Genomic DNA, 17,120 nt, shown 5'->3' on the forward strand with positions numbered 1-17,120 from the left:
GAATGCAGCATGAAATTTTTCAAAGTAATCCACTATTTCATTTTCGTTTTTGCGCTGTGCTTATTGATCCCTCACGTTCAAGCGCAATCTCAGCCATCTGGGAACCCGGCCTGGCCTAAGCAGGCGATACGCATCATCGTTACCTTCATCCCTGGTGGGGATCCTGATATTTGGGCGCGGGTTTTGGCGGAAAATTGGCAGCAAAGCTTGGGCATCCCCGTCCTAGTAGAAAATCGCCCTGATTATGGGGGTAATATTGGCGCTGAATTGGTTGCCAAGAGTGAGCCCGATGGCTACACCCTGTTGATTGGCACAGTGGGTATCCACGCAATTAACGGTGCTCTCTATGAAAAACTTACTTTTGATCCTGTAAAGGATTTCACCCCCATTAGTTTTTTAGCTAGCACACCCGATGTATTAATTGTTAGTAAGCAATGAGGTGTGACCAACCTAAATGAATTCATTGAATTGGCCAAAGCAAAACCAAATCAACTAACTTTTGATTCTTCTGGGGTCGAGACTTCCTTGTATATGTTTGGCGAACTTTTTAAAGAGCTTGCAGGCGTTCAGATCCGACACATTCCCTATAAGGGACGGGCACAATCCTTGCCAGTTCTTGTGAGCGGACGAATCTCGATGCTATTTGATAATTGGTCATCCTCGCTACCCTTGATCAAGGCGGGTGAAGTGCAGGCCTTAGGAGTTACCACCTTAAAACGCTCACATGCCGCCCCGGAGATCCTAGCTTTGGCTGAGCAAGGCCTAGCGGGATTTGAGGCGGTGGATGGCGCGCCAGCGAAGCTTCCACCTAGCATCCAAAAACGTCTTACATCCAGAGGTAAAAGCGCGGCGCCGGCTCTTGGCCCGGTGGCTTAGATCCTGCTCCAGGCGGTCCAAAAGAGCTTTCAAGGCTTATTGGCAGCAGAAGCGAGCAAATGTGGGGCAAAGTAGTCCAGCAATCTGGCGCAACATTGGAGCAATAGACCAATATTCTTATCAGCCCAAGAATATATTTTCATGTGTTATAGGTATGAGACCCTGAATGTTTGCAGTCATATACCTCCTTTTGCCAATCACTCCTAAATTTTCAGCATTAGACTTTTCTAACTTCGGAATCGTATTCGCGATGGTGATGCTGGTGGGATGTGCAACCGAGACTCAACAAATCAAGATGAACGAATCTAAGGAGTCGTTTAAAAATGGTGACCTGCAAAATACCTCGGCAGTTATTGAAACTGCCTTCAAAGAGAAAAAGACACTTTATTATCTGGAGTTAGGCGGGGTGCAGAGATTGCAAAGCCCCTCCCAAATTCCAAGTAGTACGCAAAATCTATTAGCGGCAGATCAATTAGTTAGCTGATGGGAGATTACTACGAGCGATAAACTGAGACGCTCATTTTCAGGGACAAGTGCTTATGTGCTATCTGAGGGATTAAGCAGTAAATATGAGCCCAAATCTTATGAAGTTAGTTTATTAAGTCAAACACTTGCCCTAAATCACCTTGCGCAAGGTCGGTGGAATGACGCAATGGTCGAAGCCAAAAAAATGGCGCAGCGTGAAAAAGTGATTGAGGAGTTAATTCAAAATCAGGTTGCTGCAGTAACAAAAACAGAGCGTGATCAGCAATCCAACCCAAATACCCAAGGTGTTACTAGTAGTATTGAAAATATTAATGGCTACCCAGTTAATTTGTTAGATAATGAAGAAACGCGTAGTCTCAAGAATGCCTATCAACATCCTGGAGCGTATTACTTATCTGGGTTTATTCACGAGTCACAAGGGGAGGTCAGTCTAGCTGCTCCAGGGTATCGCCTTGCTATTGAGTTACGACCACAAGTCAATTTCTTCAAAACCAGTATTGCTAAGCTAGATGCCAATATTGCAAATCAAAGCAAAAAATCGTTTGCCGATACTTTGACTGTGATTGATACAGGGTATATGCCCAAAATTATTCCTTATCACATTAGCCAGCCTTTTAATGTAAGTGGTAATCCAAAATTGGTGACCCTGACTTTCCCTGTCATCGAAAAGTCGACTGAACGATTTGGGCCATCACTTATTCAGTTGGGCGATCGGGTAGCTAACCCAGAGTTGGTAGCTCATATTGACTCCATGGCACGAAACAACTTGCGCGATGAGATGCCGGCCTATACGTTTTGAGGGCATCTTCAAGAGCGTTGGTATCGCTTGCTGCGCAATATGCTACAGACCGTATCGCTCAACAAGCAGTAAGTCGTAATCAAAACAATCAAAATAATGATACTGCGGTACTCATTGGGGCAATCGCTGGAATGATTACAGGGTATGGATTACAGGCAATTAACGTTACCGATGTTCGCCATTGGTCTACATTGCCTGCGCAAACATATATGCCCAGAATGGGATTGCCAATTGGAGCTACCATTCTGAGATACACACTACCATCTGGGGTGATGACTGCTTCTCAAACGGTTAATTTAGTTGGTGGCTATAACGTTGTCTATATTCGAATGTTCAGAAATAGGGCAACTGTACTGACCTCTAATGATCCCGCGGCCCTTCCTGTAAAGTCATCACCAGTTCCAAAGGTATCAGCACACCGACTGGTGGGGTGTTAAGCCCAGCCCAAAACCCAGCTGAGGTACCAATTACAACGGTAACAGCGCCAGTAATTGCGCCGGCGTCAAGCGCTACTCTAAATTCTCCAAGCAGTAATATGGAAGGCATGAAACCCTACGAGCCTCCCAGGCTACTGAAAAGCCTGCAGCAGCTTTTGAATTAGGAAAGACCTAGATGAAAAAATACCTCGTAATCCTCATGGCATCGCTTGCATTAGCGGCGTGTAGTTCGATTTCATGGATGAAAGAGATGACCATTCGAATGGGCGACACTGATAGCATTCAAATTACTGATATGCGCAGTTTAGTGCGCAATGGCGTATTAACAGTACAAGTTACTATTCAAAATAATAGTAAATCCAATCTCGTGTCTTATCACTTCAAGTGGATTGGAGCCAATGGTATGGCCGTAACTGATGAAGAGTCTTGGAAGCCTGTGACCATAGGCAAAGGTCAGTCCACCATTATTATGGGAATTGTGCCCCTACACCAGATGCGACAGATGTCCGTTTTGAGTTAAACCAATACAAATAAACAACTGAATAGAAGATCTAAGGACTGAGATATGAATATGAACACTCAAAGCATTTACTTATCTGCCATTTTTTTTAGCGGTAGCAACGCTGGCCGCATGCTCTGGACCTCAGATGTGGTATGGCGATGCCAAAGCAGTTGAAACAGTCAACGCAAACTATGGCTCTACTGATTTGCAGATGATTGCAGAAGCGATGACCAGATCATTGCTGCAGTCTAAGGCGATCTCTGGAAGTAAAGATGCTCCAATTATGACGCTAGCAGATGTGAAAAATAAGACTTCTGAATACATTGATACACGTGTCAATACCGATAAGATTCGCACCCAGCTGATGAAGAGTGGGCAAGTTCGATTTGCAGTAAGCGTTTCAGAAATTCAAAATCAAACTGAAGAATTAAAGCGTCAGAACCAATCGGGTTTATATAAGAATAGTACTATTGCAAAAACGGGCAATATGCAAGGTGCTCAATATCGAATCGAGGGGTCAATTGCATCCATCGTGAACAATACCAAAGACGTAAAAGATGTTTACTACGTCTTTAATCTGAACCTCATTAATAACGAATCTAGTCTGCTCGCGTGGGCTGATGAAAAAGAGATTCGTAAGACTGCCACTCGCTAATAATGCTAAATTAATACAGCAAAGGATTACATGGCATCTATGAATAAAAGCTTTCTAGCATGTGCGGGCATCGGTCTCGCTATCCTGGCTGGTTGCGCTAGTAAGCCGCCTGTAAAGCCAGCCGAATCAGCGATTGTTGGGCAAGTTACCAGCAGATCCGCCTAAGAATCCTGTGATTAGCACGGAGGCTCTCAAAGCAGACTCTAAATCTATTGCAGTCACCGATATCTATTTTAAAAGGGAAGGCAAGAATCTGACCTTTATTAAAGAAACTCGTACTGTTACTGATAAGAGTATTTCTTCCACAATTACGCCAAAGACAATTGAGGTGGATGCAGATAAGGCTGACGCTTCTGTGCTTACTGTGGCGGCACGAACTCTTCTGCATTTCCAGTCAAGTTCACTAACTTGGTTGAACTTAAGGCAACTAATCCTGAGGCTGCTAAGCCTTCAGCACCTGTTATTGATTCAGCCACTCCAAGCAACAGCTCATCTTCTGCCAATACACAGCGCCTGAAGAAGTCTGGTTATCAGACCAACAATGAGTATGTGGAATTACGCTACCTAACCAACCCGATTCGCGGCTTATTAATTAAGTCTTGATATAAAGTTGTGCAAGCTACAGCGAATGTAGCTACAGCTAATCAAGGTGATGAGTACTTTGATATCGTGAAGCGGATTAAGGCTGGCGATTTCGGCGATGCGGATTACGTTCTGTATGGCGTTTTAACTGAAGTCTCTAGTACGGATAATGTGGCTGACATTTCAGGTACAAAATCTACCTCTCAAAGAATGACGCTTGAAGTCGCGGTGGACTTTCATATTGTTGTGATGCCAAGATTACACAAATTGTTGCTTCATTTGTCGCCTCTGGAGAGGGTAAGGATGTGCAAATTGATGGTCAGAATACTGCTTATGAATTTAGCATGGCAAAACTGATGAAGTTGGCTTCATTAGATTTGGCTGACGATGTTCGCAAACATCTGGCTGACCAGAACTTTATTACAAACAATCCCGGATCAGCAGGGCAAGTTCACAATCTCAAGAGGCGTCTAGATGATGATGCATCTACTGTGAAGGTATATAAGTAATCACAAAAACGAAGCACGTGGACCAATCAGATTCAATCGACCGGTATTACGCCTCTATAGGCGGATGCGTGCTTTCATAGTGCTCCGCCACTCTTCTAAATAGATAAAGCAAAAAGCACGCAGCTAAGGCTAGGCTAAGGCTATTGCTAGCCCAGAATCCATTGGCGCCTTGCAGGAATGTGGGTGTATTGCCTAGTACATTGAATCCCAATAGGTAGCCACCACCAAGTCCTACGCCCCACAGTGAGCCTGCGTAGATAACCATTGGCCAAAATGCGATGCGGTACGCGCGCAAAATAAATGCTGCAGCTACCTGCAGTGCATCGAATACTTGGTAAAACGCGATAAAAAGAAAGAGGGGAATAGAAAACGCTTTGACTTCCTCAGGTGGGTCATACAAGTCTAGCAATTGCACTCTAAAGATCCAGACAGCAATGCCAATCGTGATGCAAAGCGCTGTAGTAAAAAATACCGAGGACCAACCAATCTCTTCGGCACGCTCGGGCTTATTAGCGCCAATCGATTGGGATACCAGCGTCATCGTCGCAATCGAAAGTGACAAGGGCACCATATAAATGACGGTCCCCATATTGGCCACAATTTGGTGACCGGCTAAGGCGGTTGTTCCGAGGCGAGCAATAAATAGGGACATGAAGGTAAAGGAGGTCACTTCAATTAAGTAGCTAAAGCCAATTGGCGTGCCCAGTTTTAATAGGGTCCAGATGCGATGCCAGTCTGGTAGACTAAAATGCGAAAAGATCTTAAATGGCCTATAAAAGCGATCGAACAGAACAAAGCCTAAAGTCATGAGTAGCCATAGCCAGTTAATGATGACGGTTGCTACTGCACAACCAGGTCCACCCATGCCTTCTATTCCTAAGCCGCCATAAATAAAGAGCAGATTGAGGGGTAATTTCAGGGCGAGACCAATAATCTGCACAACTGTAATTACGGTCGGGCGTGAAACGGCATTGTGTAATGCCATGAGGACGCGCATTGCCATGTTAGCAGGTAAGCCAATTGCTAAAATATTGAGGTATAGCTTTGCTTTGTCCTCAATGACTGAATTCATTTTTGCAATAGCTAATAAGTGATCCGCGTTAAGCAAAATGAGGCAGCCCAAAATCGTTAGGCCGACGACTAGCCAGGTTGCTTGACGTACCTCTTCACCAATTTCTGAAAAGCGTTTGGCGCCGAAGAGTGGTCCCGCAATAGGTGCGAGGGCTGAAACTACGCCAGTTAAGCCAACGTAAATACTGATAAAGATCGCTGATGCCATTGCTAGTGCAGTTAAATCATCGGCAGAGTAACGAGCTGTCATAGCTGTATCGAGTACACCAAAAGCAATTACCGCTAATTGACCAACTAATAAAGGACCAGCAAGTTTTAATAAGGAGGGAATATCCTCGCGCAGTCGCGACCACTTAAAGTGCAGCACGATTTATTCTGGGATAACTTCGTAGAGACGTAAACGTTCATCGCGGTCAGCCGGGCGACGATCTTCCCATAGAAGGGTGAGCTTTTTATTATTCAGTTTTGCGTACGCTTTTGCCTCTGATTGGCTGTGGGTGAGCATCCACCGGCAATGTGGATCATCACGTAAATTCAGCTTAGAGAAATATTCAAATGAGGCTAGCTGTGCAGAGCCTAAATTACTAGTATCGATACAGCCACCTCCCGAGGGGATTACCTTTACTAGGCGCGCAGATACATGATGATAGGTTTTCGCATAGTTGATAGTGGGTAACCAAAGGGTCATGAGTAATACCCACATCAATGTTGTGCCTGAGGCTGAAATAATGAGACAGCGCCAGATTTCTTTGGGGGCCCGTGACGTTCTCCAACGTACAACTGCTAGCCATAATCCAGTAATGACAAGTGCTACGATAAATGCCAGTACGTTAAATTGGCTTTCAAATCCCGGAAGTAGGCGAGCGATGTTGGCCGCGGTTGACTCCGGATAACCGGTAACTTTTGCAAGCCAAATAATCCAAATAGCAAGCGCGATGAGAGTGAAGCTAAACATCGCAAACCAATCAATAAAGCTGATAACGCTGCGCTTTAAAATCGGCAAACTAAATGCAGCAATAATAGAAAGGCTAGGAATCAAAATCATTAAATCATGTTCGTTAGCCTCGAGCCTAAACAGTACATAAATTAAGCATCCGATAAATAGGCTCAGCGGAATAGCAAGATGAGGTGCACGCAATGCGCCGGATTCTTTTGTGCGACCCCAATGGGCGAGTGACACAATAGCTAGCGGCCAAATAGGCCAAGTGTAAGCCCAAAAGTTCACACTCAAAAAGCCTAAGGACTCAATAGAGGGGGTGGCACGCATTTCTGGCATGCTGCGCCAGCCTTCTTCCGCGATATGGCGCCAGTAAGGAGGTAAATCAGTCAAATACCAAATCAGTGGCCAAAGCGCAAAGCCTATTAATCCCAAGATGGTGCTGGTTAGTGTCCAGCGAAAACGCAATTTGGCATTACTCGTAATCACTGCAATGATGGTGGATGTCACAACAATCAGGCTCAAGGTGAGATTGCTAGACAGGGCGACGATTGCAATACCAAGACCAGTCCACAGGCCACCTTGCCATGGTTTGTCTAAGTCACGTACGGTTCCATACAACACAATACTAATGCCCATGAGTTGCATCATCATCGGAGTAGTTTCGTGTGCGCGTTGTGCAAACCCAACGCATGCCAAGAAGATCAGGAGCGCACCATCAGCCAACGTCATGCCGTAACTCTTTAAATCTGGCTGACCACCAACTGCTAATGCCATTGGTTGCACTTCACGACGATGACCTAGCAAATAGGTCGCATACCAAATTGCAAGAGCAGCTGAGAAAAAGCAAATTGCAGAATACAAACGTGCTGCATTGGCGGCACCAATCAAGGGGCCAAACCATTCAATCAGGGTGGCGCCCATCCAATAGGGGAGAGGCGTGCCCAACGAGATATCACGGCCTGCTAAGTGAGGTACAACCCAATCAAGAGAGTTGCCACGAAACAATGTCCACATGCCACCAAAACCAATCGCATCTTCATTTTTCCAGGGATCCCGAAAGAAGAGGCCAGCAAAACCATAAACCAAGGTCAACGCAAAAATAATGATGCGCGGAATCGATTTAGTGGCGGCGGCGGTTAGTTTGACCATATGGGACATTCAAAATAATCAAGGCAGCAAACGCTGCCTTGATTATTTCGCAGAGCAGGTATTTCGCATACCCTGCGAATAGAAATGAATTAAGCCTTTTTCTTGGCTGCTGCTGCTGCAGCAGCAGCTTTTTTCTCAGCTGTTTTGGCAGCGCCATCACCAGAAGCCTTAGCAATAGCTTTGGTGCCAAACTTCTGATGGAATTTCTCAACACGACCGGCAGTATCCATAATCTTTTGGGTGCCTGTGTAGAAAGGATGTGATTCAGATGAAGTCTCGATCTTGGCTAATGGATATTCATTGCCATCATCCCACTTGATCGTCTCTTTAGTAGACATTGTGGAGCGAGTCTTAAAGCTGAAATTATTGGAAACGTCTACGAAGACGATTTCACGATATTCGGGGTGAATGCCAGGTTTCATGTTGAGTCCTATGAGCGGGTAGCCGTTAAAGTCACATTGAGGTCAAGTTGATTTAAACACTTTCCCAGGCTTTAAAAGCATGTATGGGTGCAGTAAAAACCAAATTATGCCATGAAATCAATAACAAAGCGCTGTTTTGACAAGTAAAAAGGGGCTAAAACAGCCCCTTTTTACATTAAAGGCCCTTTTGGGGCTTTAAAATGGTCTAAATTATCCGCCGCGACGCATTAGGTCGAAGAATTCACCATTATTTTTGGTGGATTTGAGCTTATCGACAATAAAGTTCATCGCCTCGATATCGTCCATATCGGCCAGCAATTTACGCAATACCCAGATCTTTTGTAGGTTCTCAGCTTTAACCAAGAGCTCTTCGCGACGAGTGCCAGACTTATTGAGGTTAATCGAAGGATAAACACGACGCTCAGCCAAACGACGCTCAAGATGGACTTCCATATTGCCGGTACCTTTGAACTCTTCATAGATGAGGTCATCCATACGACTACCGGTTTCAATCAGGGCGGTAGCAATGATGGTGAGCGAGCCGCCTTCTTCAATATTGCGGGCTGCGCCGAAAAAGCGTTTTGGGCGCTGCAAAGCATTCGCATCCACACCACCTGAAAGTACTTTGCCTGAAGAAGGGACGACGGTGTTGTATGCGCGAGCAAGACGAGTGATTGAGTCTAGCAAGATGATCACATCTTTACTCATCTCTACTAAACGTTTAGCTTTTTCAATCACCATCTCAGCAACCTGCACGTGGCGTACTGCTGGCTCATCAAAAGTAGACGCTACCACTTCACCGCGTACCGAGCGTTGCATTTCAGTGACTTCCTCAGGGCGCTCATCTACAAGCAAGACAATCAGAATGGCATCAGGATTGTTGGCAGAAATTGCATGCGCTATGTGCTGCATCATCACTGTCTTACCGGACTTCGGTGATGCCACAATTAAGCCGCGTTGACCGTAACCAATAGGAGAGATCATGTCGATGATTCGACCGGTGAGGTTCTCTTCAGCTTTGATATCACGCTCTAAGCCAATCACCCGATTAGGATGCAAAGGCGTTAAGTTCTCGAACATGATGCGATTCTTTAGGGCTTCAGGGGCTAAGCCGTTGATCTTATCTACCTTGACCAAAGCAAAATATCGCTCACCATCTTTAGGGGTTCTGACTTCACCTTCAACGCTGTCACCGGTGTGTAAGTTAAAGCGACGAATCTGTGCTTGAGAAATATAAATATCGTCTGGAGAAGCCATGTAAGAAGCTTCCGGAGAGCGCAAGAATCCAAAGCTATCAGGCAATACTTCTAAGGTGCCGTCACCATAAACGGTTTCACCAGCCTTAGCGCGTTTTTTTAGAATCGCAAACATCAATTCTTGTTTGCGCATCCGTTGGGTGTTTTCAATCTCCAAGCTAACTGCCATTTCGAGCAGAGCGGATACGTGGAGGCCTTTGAGTTCAGTTAATTGCATGTCGTTCTCGGGTGTTAATAAAAGGAAAAATCAATAGAAGATGAATTTGTTTTGAGGTATCGCTGTCTAGATGGAGATTAGACAAATGTAGAGAAACAGAATTTAGAAAGTTGCGAAAAGAAGGGGGGTAAATTACTAGAAAGAGGGCGCTAATGGGAAATCGCAAAAGCGCTAAACTACTCTTAATTGCAATACTACACTAAAAAACGGGTGTGACAAGTGCCGGAAAATTGGTAAAAACCACAGGCTCAGCAGGTGAACCTATGATCTGAGGCTATTTACAGATGACTATCAAGAAAAGCGGTCAGCTGAGATTTAGCCAGAGCGCCTACTTTTTGAGCAGCTACAGTGCCATTTTTAAAGAGGATCAATGTTGGAATGCCGCGGATATTGAATTGGGCAGGAACGCCTTGGTTCTCATCCACATTCATTTTTGCAATCTGGATCTTGTCGCCATACTCACCAGCGAGCTCTTCCAGGATTGGTCCAATCATCTTGCAAGGACCACACCACTCAGCCCAGAAGTCGAGCAGAACAGGTTTATCGGACTTGAGGACGTCTTGTTCGAAAGAAGCGTCAGTTACATACTTAATGCCGGCACTCATGAAAATTCCTTATTTAAACTTATATAGCGAGTTATTTACCTATGGCGTTACAACGCTTATATTAGCAATAAGCGGCACGTTCTGCTCAAAATAGATAAAGTACGCCATTCATGTCCCAGCCTTTCCCTACCATGTCAGAGCAAAAGCATCCGCATGCATGGGCAATTACGCCGAATAGCCAAGCGCTGACCGAGTTAGCAAAAGGGATTTGGGATTGTGCGGTGCAAACCAAACAGCGCCCCTTAGTGGTGCTCAGTACTGCAGGCCCATTGATCGGGGTAAGAGCTGCTCTTGAAAAAAATCGACCCAAGAGCCTACCAAGCGATATTGCTTTTCTGCCGCAAGTAATTAGTTTTGCTGACTGGTTGGAGGCAGCCCCAGGTACTTGGAAGCTTCCTAAGAAACAAAGTGATTTGGAGAGGTGGCTATCGGTTTATGTCAATTTGCGTAAACACCCCACACTGAAAACTTGGTTCAAGGCAGAGAGTGATTCGGGTGCATGGGGTCTTGCTAAATCGGTGATTGACGCATGCGATATTTTGTCTGAAGCCATCATTGCGCAATTGCATGACAAGTTAAGTTTTTTAATCCAGAGTGCCACTCTGGATTCGGAAGAATGGACTAAAAAATTAGAAGACCTATTGGATCAAACGATTGCATCGGTCTATCCAGAGCTTTCAAGAAAGGTCGTGGATCAAGAATCAAAAGTATTACTCACATTTTGGCGATATCTTAGTAGTGCTGGAGATGCGGTCTTTCGTAAGCAATTTGCAATGGTAGCCCATTTAGATTTAGCTAAGGCAAACCAAGGTCAGTCGAGATCCTTGATTTGGGTGCAAACCGCCGATCCTAAGCCTGTAGATCACGAAGTCATTAGTAGGTATCTAGCTGATTATGCTCAGTACGCTCCTGTGCTTGGGGTCTCATTAGATTGGAGTGCAGTAGCTCTCTGGTCAGAAGCACTTGCTGGAGAAGATGCAGCAGGAGATTTATCTCCATTAACTGCTGAACAAGAAAAACAGCTCCAAAATAATATTAAGGCCGCACCATACCCTAACTGGAATTTAATTTCCGCAAGACGTTTTGAAGAATTGGCTTGGGCAGTTACTAAATCAATCGAGACACATTTAATTGCTGGCAAGAAAAATATTGCTTTGGTAGCGCAAGATCGTCTTGTGGCAAGAAGAGCAAGAGCATTATTCGCCCGTTTAGGCCCGTCACTAAATATTCGCGATGAAACTGGCTGGAAGTTGGATACCACTCGAGCGGCAGCAGCGTTGAATAGTTGGCTAGAGTTGATTCGTGCTCCCAAGGAAGGCCCAACAGCTGCCGTCTTATTGGAATTTTTACAAAACCCATTCTTAAATATTCCTGGCTGTATTCAAAAAGCACCCGAGGTATGTATAGGACTTGTCGCTCAACTGGAAGACATCTTGGTCGCGAGCCAAGCAAAGTCTGGCTGGGAAACGTTTTACATGGCCGTTGAGCGGGCTAATGACTACGCATCAAGTCATGATGCCATCCCAAACGAGGCACTTTTAAAACTGCTGCAATTTGTGAGAGAGCGTCACCATGGTTGGCAAGAGCTTAATATGAACTGCTCCAGTGCTTATACGCTCTTGCACAAGAATTTGCAAGAAACCGGTATGGTCACGGCTCTGGAAGATGATGCAGCGGGAAGGCAATTGTTGGAGGTGGTGCAAACATTCGACCTAAAGTCTAGCTATCAAGATCTGGGTATGCGACTTCCAGAATGGATTAGCTTAATTAAATCGGTCATGGAGGAGGCTTCCTATGAAGAAGCCGGCAAGGAGTCGCAGGCCAATTTGAGTATCTTGCCGCTGAGCTCAACGCGGCTACGAATATTTGATGCGGTGGTAGTAGTCGGTTGTGATGAGCAGCAATTACCCGCTTTTTCCGAGCCGCCATTATTTTTTTCAGATGCGCTTAATCGCCTTCTGAAATCTTCAACGATGACTTCTCAATTCATTCAGCAAGCACGAGATTTCTCACAGCTATTAATTTCGTGTGCAAGTGTCGATTTGCTCTGGCAAAGTAAAAGTAAAAGTGGTGAACCTTTGAGGCCATCAGCCTGGATACAGCGCTTGCAGGCTGTGTTACCAAAATGGAAAGAAGTACTTGCTCAACCTCAATTGCACGAAGGTATAGCCAAGCCAATTCAGCAGGCAATCACGACTCTAGAGCATGATTTACCAATGCCTCTCTCAATGAGTCCTAGCGCCTATAAGGCTTTAAGAGATTGCCCTTATAAATACTACGTTCGAAGCCTATTGGGTCTGCGTGAGGCAAAAGAGTTTGAGGATGGTTTTGATGCTTCTTTAGCTGGACAATCGCTACATGCTTTGCTACGTAACTTTTATCAAGCTCTCAAGACTGAAGAGCAAAAAGTAGACACGCAAATCATAGCTAATAAAAAAGCGCGTCGCCAATGGATGGTGCAGCAATTAAATTCAATTTCTGAAAAAGAATTTAAACGCTTGATTGAGGGAGATAGTCGAGTTCTAGGAATCTTGCGTGATTGGCAAAAACAAATCCCTAGTTTTGTTGATTGGCAATTGCTAAGAGAAGAAAGAGGCTGGCACTATCACAATGCTGAACATAAAGTAGGCTTCGATTTGCATTTTGAAGATGCCAATGGAAAAAGTCGCATTATTCGCATTGAGGGCCGCGCAGATCGTTTTGATATCAACAACGAAGCTGGTCAGCAGGCTGAAGTAATTGAATATAAGAATCAGTCGGTAACTAAAATTAAAAAGCGTGCTGAACACCTTTTAGATGATCCGCAACTGCTTATTTATGCTCGCGCTGCCAATGAGTGCCCAGAAAACGCTCGAATCCAGGGCTACCCAGTAAAACAAGCTGGGTGGGTCTCTTTGAAAGTTGATCTGAAGCGCGATAAAAAGTTACAGCGCTCCTTAGAGATTGGAGATGTATCAGAATTAATGCCGGCATTGAATCAACAGTTGACGGAAGACATGCAAAAGCTATGGTCCGGCAACGAGCTCGCGGCATTCGCCCCTGATGGTGTTTGTAAATACTGCGAGGCGAGGGGTATTTGCAGGAAGGGGATGTGGTGATGAAGCAGTTCGATAACGCCATTGCATGCGATCCCCATCAATCAGTCATTGTGTCTGCATGCGCTGGTAGCGGTAAGACGTGGTTATTAGTTGCACGCATGATTCGTCTCTTGCTAGCCGGAGCAAAGCCGCATGAAATCCTGGCTTTAACCTTTACCCGTAAAGCAGCGCAAGAGATGCGTGATCGTCTCTACGGTTTGCTTGAAGCATTTTCGACCGCAGACGATGCTACGCTCACGTGCGATTTGGAAAATCGAGGCCTTACTAAAGTGCAGGCCATTGCATTACTACCTCAGGCTAGAGCCCTGTATTTAAAGGTTTTGTCCAGCCCCCAATCGATTGTGATTGATACCTTTCATGGCTGGTTCGGTAGGTTATTAAACGCTGCGCCGATTTCAGCAGAGGTTCAGCCGGGCTTTAGTTTGCGTGAGGATGGCAAACGACTCATAGAGGAATGTCTAGACGACTGGTGGGGAGATCTTCCTGCAGATTTAAAGACGCACTATGACGTTCTCTTAAATGAGTTGGGTGCAAGCAATACTCAAAAGTTTTTAATGGGTAACTATGGACTAATGAAGCAGCGTGGTGCTTGGACTTTCTTTGTTCAGGCATGCAAAGAAAATGGGATTGTACCGATTGAACATTTCAAGCAATTTTTACCAAAACTCAATACTGAAAATCCTTTGCTGCGCATGTGGAACGCGCCAAGGGCAAGAGCTGATTTTGAATTTCTTGTGCGTTGCTTTGCGCATAGCAGTACTCAGGAGAGCGATTTCTTGCCACGCTTAGTTTTAGCCTTGGAATGTATGCAACGTGGCGGTGATGTCATGGATGTGGCCGCTGAGTTACAGCTTATATTTTTAAATGCAGATGGGATATCGCGATCAAATAATAATAAGGCCTTAGGCGCCGTCAAAACCTACCTGAAGAACGAGGGGCAAGCCCATTTAGAAGCGGATCATATTGTCTATAAACAGGCTTGGGCAGAGGCATTTGTCGAGTACTTGGATTGGCAGGCAGAAAAAACTGCATATGAATTAAATCGAGCTTGGTTTGCCATGAGTGAACGCATGATGGAGCACGTTGCTGCCGCTAAAGAGTCAATGCGCGTTCGTGACTTTGATGATTTAGAAATTGGCGTCAGCAAATTAATGGCCGATTCTGCGAATGCTGCCTATTTACAAGCGCGCTTAGACGCTAAATACAAACATATCTTGCTTGATGAGTTTCAAGATACCAATCCATTGCAATGGCAAATTTTGCGCTCTTGGTTTGAGGGCTATGGAGAAGATATTAATAAGCCGAGTGTCTTCATTGTTGGCGATCCGAAGCAATCTATTTATCGATTCCGTAGGGCAGACCCACGCTTATTTGCTAGCGCTAAAGAATTCTTGAGGGCGCAGATGGGCGCAGTAGCGCTTGATCAAGACACCACCAGGCGCAACGCACCTAAAATTAATTCGGCTGTGAACGAGACCTTTGTTCGCTCGCAATTGCCGCCAAGCTATGAATTTAATCGGCAAGAGACTCTGTGGAAGTCTTTAGAACAGGGTTTGCCTGACCAGATCTATGCCAAAGAAGGGGAGGCAGCATTATTGCCTCTAGTGCCTTATGTCAGAGCAGAGCTCATCTCTCGTGCTGGTAATGCATTTGCTTCTCCTATAACTGATGTGAACCAAACCATCGCTGTAACCCAGCGCTATGTTGAGGGTCAAGAAATGAGTAGGTTGATCCATGAGGTGATGGCAACGCATCAGGTGATGGATGAGCAAGATGGCAAGATGGTTTGGCGCGCAGCAAGAGAGAGCGATTTTCTATTGCTTGTAAAACGTCGCAAATATTTGCCCCAGTTTGAGAGGGCGCTGCGCGAGGCCAACCTAGCCTATGACAGCTCCCGAATGGGAGGCTTATTAAATACGCTCGAGATTGATGATTTAGTGGCTTTACTCATAGTGCTACTCTCGCCGCGCCATGATTTACGGTTAGCACAAGTGCTCAGAAGCCCAATCTTTGGTTTTACAGATCAGCAAATGCAAAACCTCAGTACTACAAAGGCGAATCACCAATACCGTTCTTGGTGGGATGTATTGCAAGATAGCTCAGACGCTGCTGTACAGAAAGTGGCTCGTTTTTTGAAGCACTGGCGTGTGTTGGCGGAACGTCTTCCAGTGCACGATTTACTTGATCAGATCTATCAAGAAAGCAATTTGCGGATTCGGTATGCGACAAGTGCCCAGCCTTTGGCTCGTGCACAGATAGTCGCTAACTTGGACGCCTTTTTAGAGTTGTCACTCAATCAAGATGGTGGCCGCTATCCAAGTTTGAGTCGTTTTATTCATGAGATTAATGCTATGCGTCGAGGTGATGAAGATGAAACGCCTGACGAAGGCGATGTAGAAGCTGAAGCCGAGGTAGAGCTAGCCGAAATTGATGAAGATAGTGAAATGTCAGAAGAGGATAGACATAAGCGCGTCCGCATCATGACGATTCACGGGGCTAAGGGTCTTGAATCACCTTTTGTGATAATTCTGGACGCCAATCATACGGTGGGCGCCTCAGATCATTCTGGTGTGCTACTAGAGTGGTCGCCTAATGATCGCAGCCCATCACATCTATCGATCTATACCAAAGCAAACTTAACTGCTCCTCGTAGCAACATTCGAGAAGAAGAGCTCATTAGTCAAAATGAAAACTGGAACTTGCTCTACGTGGCAATGACTAGAGCAAAACAAGGTTTGTGGATCAGTGGCGTAGCCAAAGAACCTACGGCTAATAATCCAGAAGGTTTAGATCCAAAATCCTGGTACGCGAGAGTTCAGTTCGGTAAGTTGCCTACAGTTGAGCTTGGGGAACGTATGCCGAGTGATGACATGAAACAGAGAGAGTCTGCTCTCGCAAGTTCCACAATCAATGAGCGCTTTTGCATCGAGGATTTGCAAGTGACTTGGGAGCAGGCAAAACTGTCTCAACAGCAACAGTTACTCGATATTGAGAGTGGTAAAACCACTCAATTTATTCAGACTGAAGAAGAAAAAACAGCCGACCCAGAAATCCTAGAAGAGGGTATAAGCTTCCACAAGTTACTAGAGTTCTTAACACCAGACTCTGCCAATCAAACAAAGCCAGCCATGCCCAATGAGCAAGAGATCATGAACTGGCTAGGCGTTGATCAAGTAGTTGCTAGCAAACTGATTGCACATACTCAAAAGGTATTAGCCACCCCTGAGCTTAAGCGCTATTTAATATCAGGCGAATGGATTGCTGCATGGAATGAACTGGATATTGCTAGTGAAGAAGGCAAGAGCTATCGTATAGATCGTCTAGTGGAGTTAGATGATTACTTGGCCATCATCGATTACAAATTGACCATCCCAGAGGTGGGTAGTGAGAAATACGAAAAGTATCGCAAGCAATTACAGGGTTATCAATCTGAACTCACACGGATTAGAAAAGATAAGTCAAACAAAGCGTATCTGATTTCATCTAAGGGCGAGATAGTTGAGGTAAAGTAAGACA

At 45.2% G+C, this 17,120-nt stretch carries 15 protein-coding genes and 1 pseudogene; 11 read left to right on the forward strand and 5 right to left on the reverse strand.

The genetic code is table 11. The features are described from left to right. Positions 1-9: 9 nt before the first annotated feature. The 9 genes and pseudogenes from DXE31_RS11505 to DXE31_RS11535 all read left to right on the forward strand — a co-directional run bounded on the left by DXE31_RS11505 (position 10) and on the right by DXE31_RS11535 (position 4,846). A pseudogene (locus DXE31_RS11505) lies at positions 10-876 on the forward strand (tripartite tricarboxylate transporter substrate-binding protein). Between the two features lie 166 nt (positions 877-1,042). Beyond that, on the forward strand, positions 1,043-1,360 hold the full coding sequence (locus DXE31_RS11510; RefSeq protein ID WP_231969455.1) for a hypothetical protein: 318 nt from the start codon (positions 1,043-1,045) through the stop codon (positions 1,358-1,360). Positions 1,361-1,528: 168 nt separating this feature from the next. Then, entirely contained in the window at positions 1,529-2,161 is a 633-nt protein-coding gene (locus tag DXE31_RS11515) for a hypothetical protein (RefSeq protein WP_231969456.1), read from the forward strand. After that, positions 2,158-2,598, forward strand: a complete 441-nt coding sequence (locus DXE31_RS11520; RefSeq protein ID WP_231969457.1) for a COG3014 family protein — start codon at positions 2,158-2,160, stop codon at positions 2,596-2,598. The genes DXE31_RS11515 and DXE31_RS11520 overlap by 4 nt, the downstream gene beginning before the upstream one ends. Before the next feature lie 175 nt (positions 2,599-2,773). Next, on the forward strand, positions 2,774-3,118 hold the full coding sequence (locus tag DXE31_RS07100; protein WP_231969458.1) for a DUF1425 domain-containing protein: 345 nt from the start codon (positions 2,774-2,776) through the stop codon (positions 3,116-3,118). 127 nt (positions 3,119-3,245) lie between these two features. Further along, complete coding sequence (gene lpoB, locus DXE31_RS07105; protein ID WP_231969459.1) at positions 3,246-3,755, forward strand: penicillin-binding protein activator LpoB; 510 nt, start codon at positions 3,246-3,248, stop codon at positions 3,753-3,755. Between the two features lie 408 nt (positions 3,756-4,163). Beyond that, complete coding sequence (locus DXE31_RS11525; protein ID WP_231969460.1) at positions 4,164-4,358, forward strand: hypothetical protein; 195 nt, start codon at positions 4,164-4,166, stop codon at positions 4,356-4,358. Positions 4,359-4,367: 9 nt separating this feature from the next. After that, positions 4,368-4,694: a hypothetical protein gene (locus tag DXE31_RS11530; protein WP_231969461.1), complete on the forward strand. Its 327-nt coding sequence runs from the start codon at positions 4,368-4,370 to the stop codon at positions 4,692-4,694. Next, positions 4,694-4,846, forward strand: coding sequence for a hypothetical protein (locus DXE31_RS11535; RefSeq protein ID WP_231969462.1), 153 nt, complete (start codon positions 4,694-4,696; stop codon positions 4,844-4,846). The genes DXE31_RS11530 and DXE31_RS11535 overlap by 1 nt, the downstream gene beginning before the upstream one ends. 46 nt (positions 4,847-4,892) lie before the next feature. On the opposite strand, the gene DXE31_RS07115 is transcribed toward DXE31_RS11535, so the two are convergent. The 5 genes from DXE31_RS07115 to trxA all read right to left on the reverse strand — a co-directional run bounded on the left by DXE31_RS07115 (position 4,893) and on the right by trxA (position 10,506). Beyond that, on the reverse strand, positions 4,893-6,284 hold the full coding sequence (locus tag DXE31_RS07115; protein ID WP_114698303.1) for an MATE family efflux transporter: 1,392 nt from the start codon (positions 6,282-6,284) through the stop codon (positions 4,893-4,895). Between the two features lie 3 nt (positions 6,285-6,287). After that, the gene (locus DXE31_RS07120; protein ID WP_114698304.1) at positions 6,288-8,006 is read right to left on the reverse strand and encodes an ArnT family glycosyltransferase; all 1,719 of its coding nucleotides are present in this window, start codon (positions 8,004-8,006) and stop codon (positions 6,288-6,290) included. A gap of 89 nt (positions 8,007-8,095) precedes the next feature. After that, positions 8,096-8,428, reverse strand: coding sequence for a type B 50S ribosomal protein L31 (locus DXE31_RS07125; RefSeq protein WP_114698305.1), 333 nt, complete (start codon positions 8,426-8,428; stop codon positions 8,096-8,098). Positions 8,429-8,638: 210 nt separating this feature from the next. Next, the gene (gene rho / locus DXE31_RS07130) at positions 8,639-9,901 is read right to left on the reverse strand and encodes a transcription termination factor Rho (RefSeq protein WP_114698306.1); all 1,263 of its coding nucleotides are present in this window, start codon (positions 9,899-9,901) and stop codon (positions 8,639-8,641) included. Between the two features lie 278 nt (positions 9,902-10,179). Then, entirely contained in the window at positions 10,180-10,506 is a 327-nt protein-coding gene (gene trxA / locus DXE31_RS07135) for a thioredoxin TrxA (RefSeq protein ID WP_114698307.1), read from the reverse strand. Between the two features lie 131 nt (positions 10,507-10,637). On the opposite strand from trxA, the gene DXE31_RS07140 reads away from it, so the two are divergent. Beyond that, a complete protein-coding gene (locus tag DXE31_RS07140; RefSeq protein ID WP_231969463.1) occupies positions 10,638-13,604 on the forward strand; it encodes a PD-(D/E)XK nuclease family protein in 2,967 nt (988 codons plus the stop codon). Continuing rightward, positions 13,583-17,116 (forward strand): UvrD-helicase domain-containing protein, encoded by a 3,534-nt coding sequence (locus tag DXE31_RS07145; RefSeq protein ID WP_231969464.1) that lies wholly within the window; start codon positions 13,583-13,585, stop codon positions 17,114-17,116. The genes DXE31_RS07140 and DXE31_RS07145 overlap by 22 nt, the downstream gene beginning before the upstream one ends. Positions 17,117-17,120: the final 4 nt, after the last annotated feature.

This window comes from Polynucleobacter necessarius, assembly GCF_900095185.1.
Taxonomy (GTDB): domain Bacteria; phylum Pseudomonadota; class Gammaproteobacteria; order Burkholderiales; family Burkholderiaceae; genus Polynucleobacter.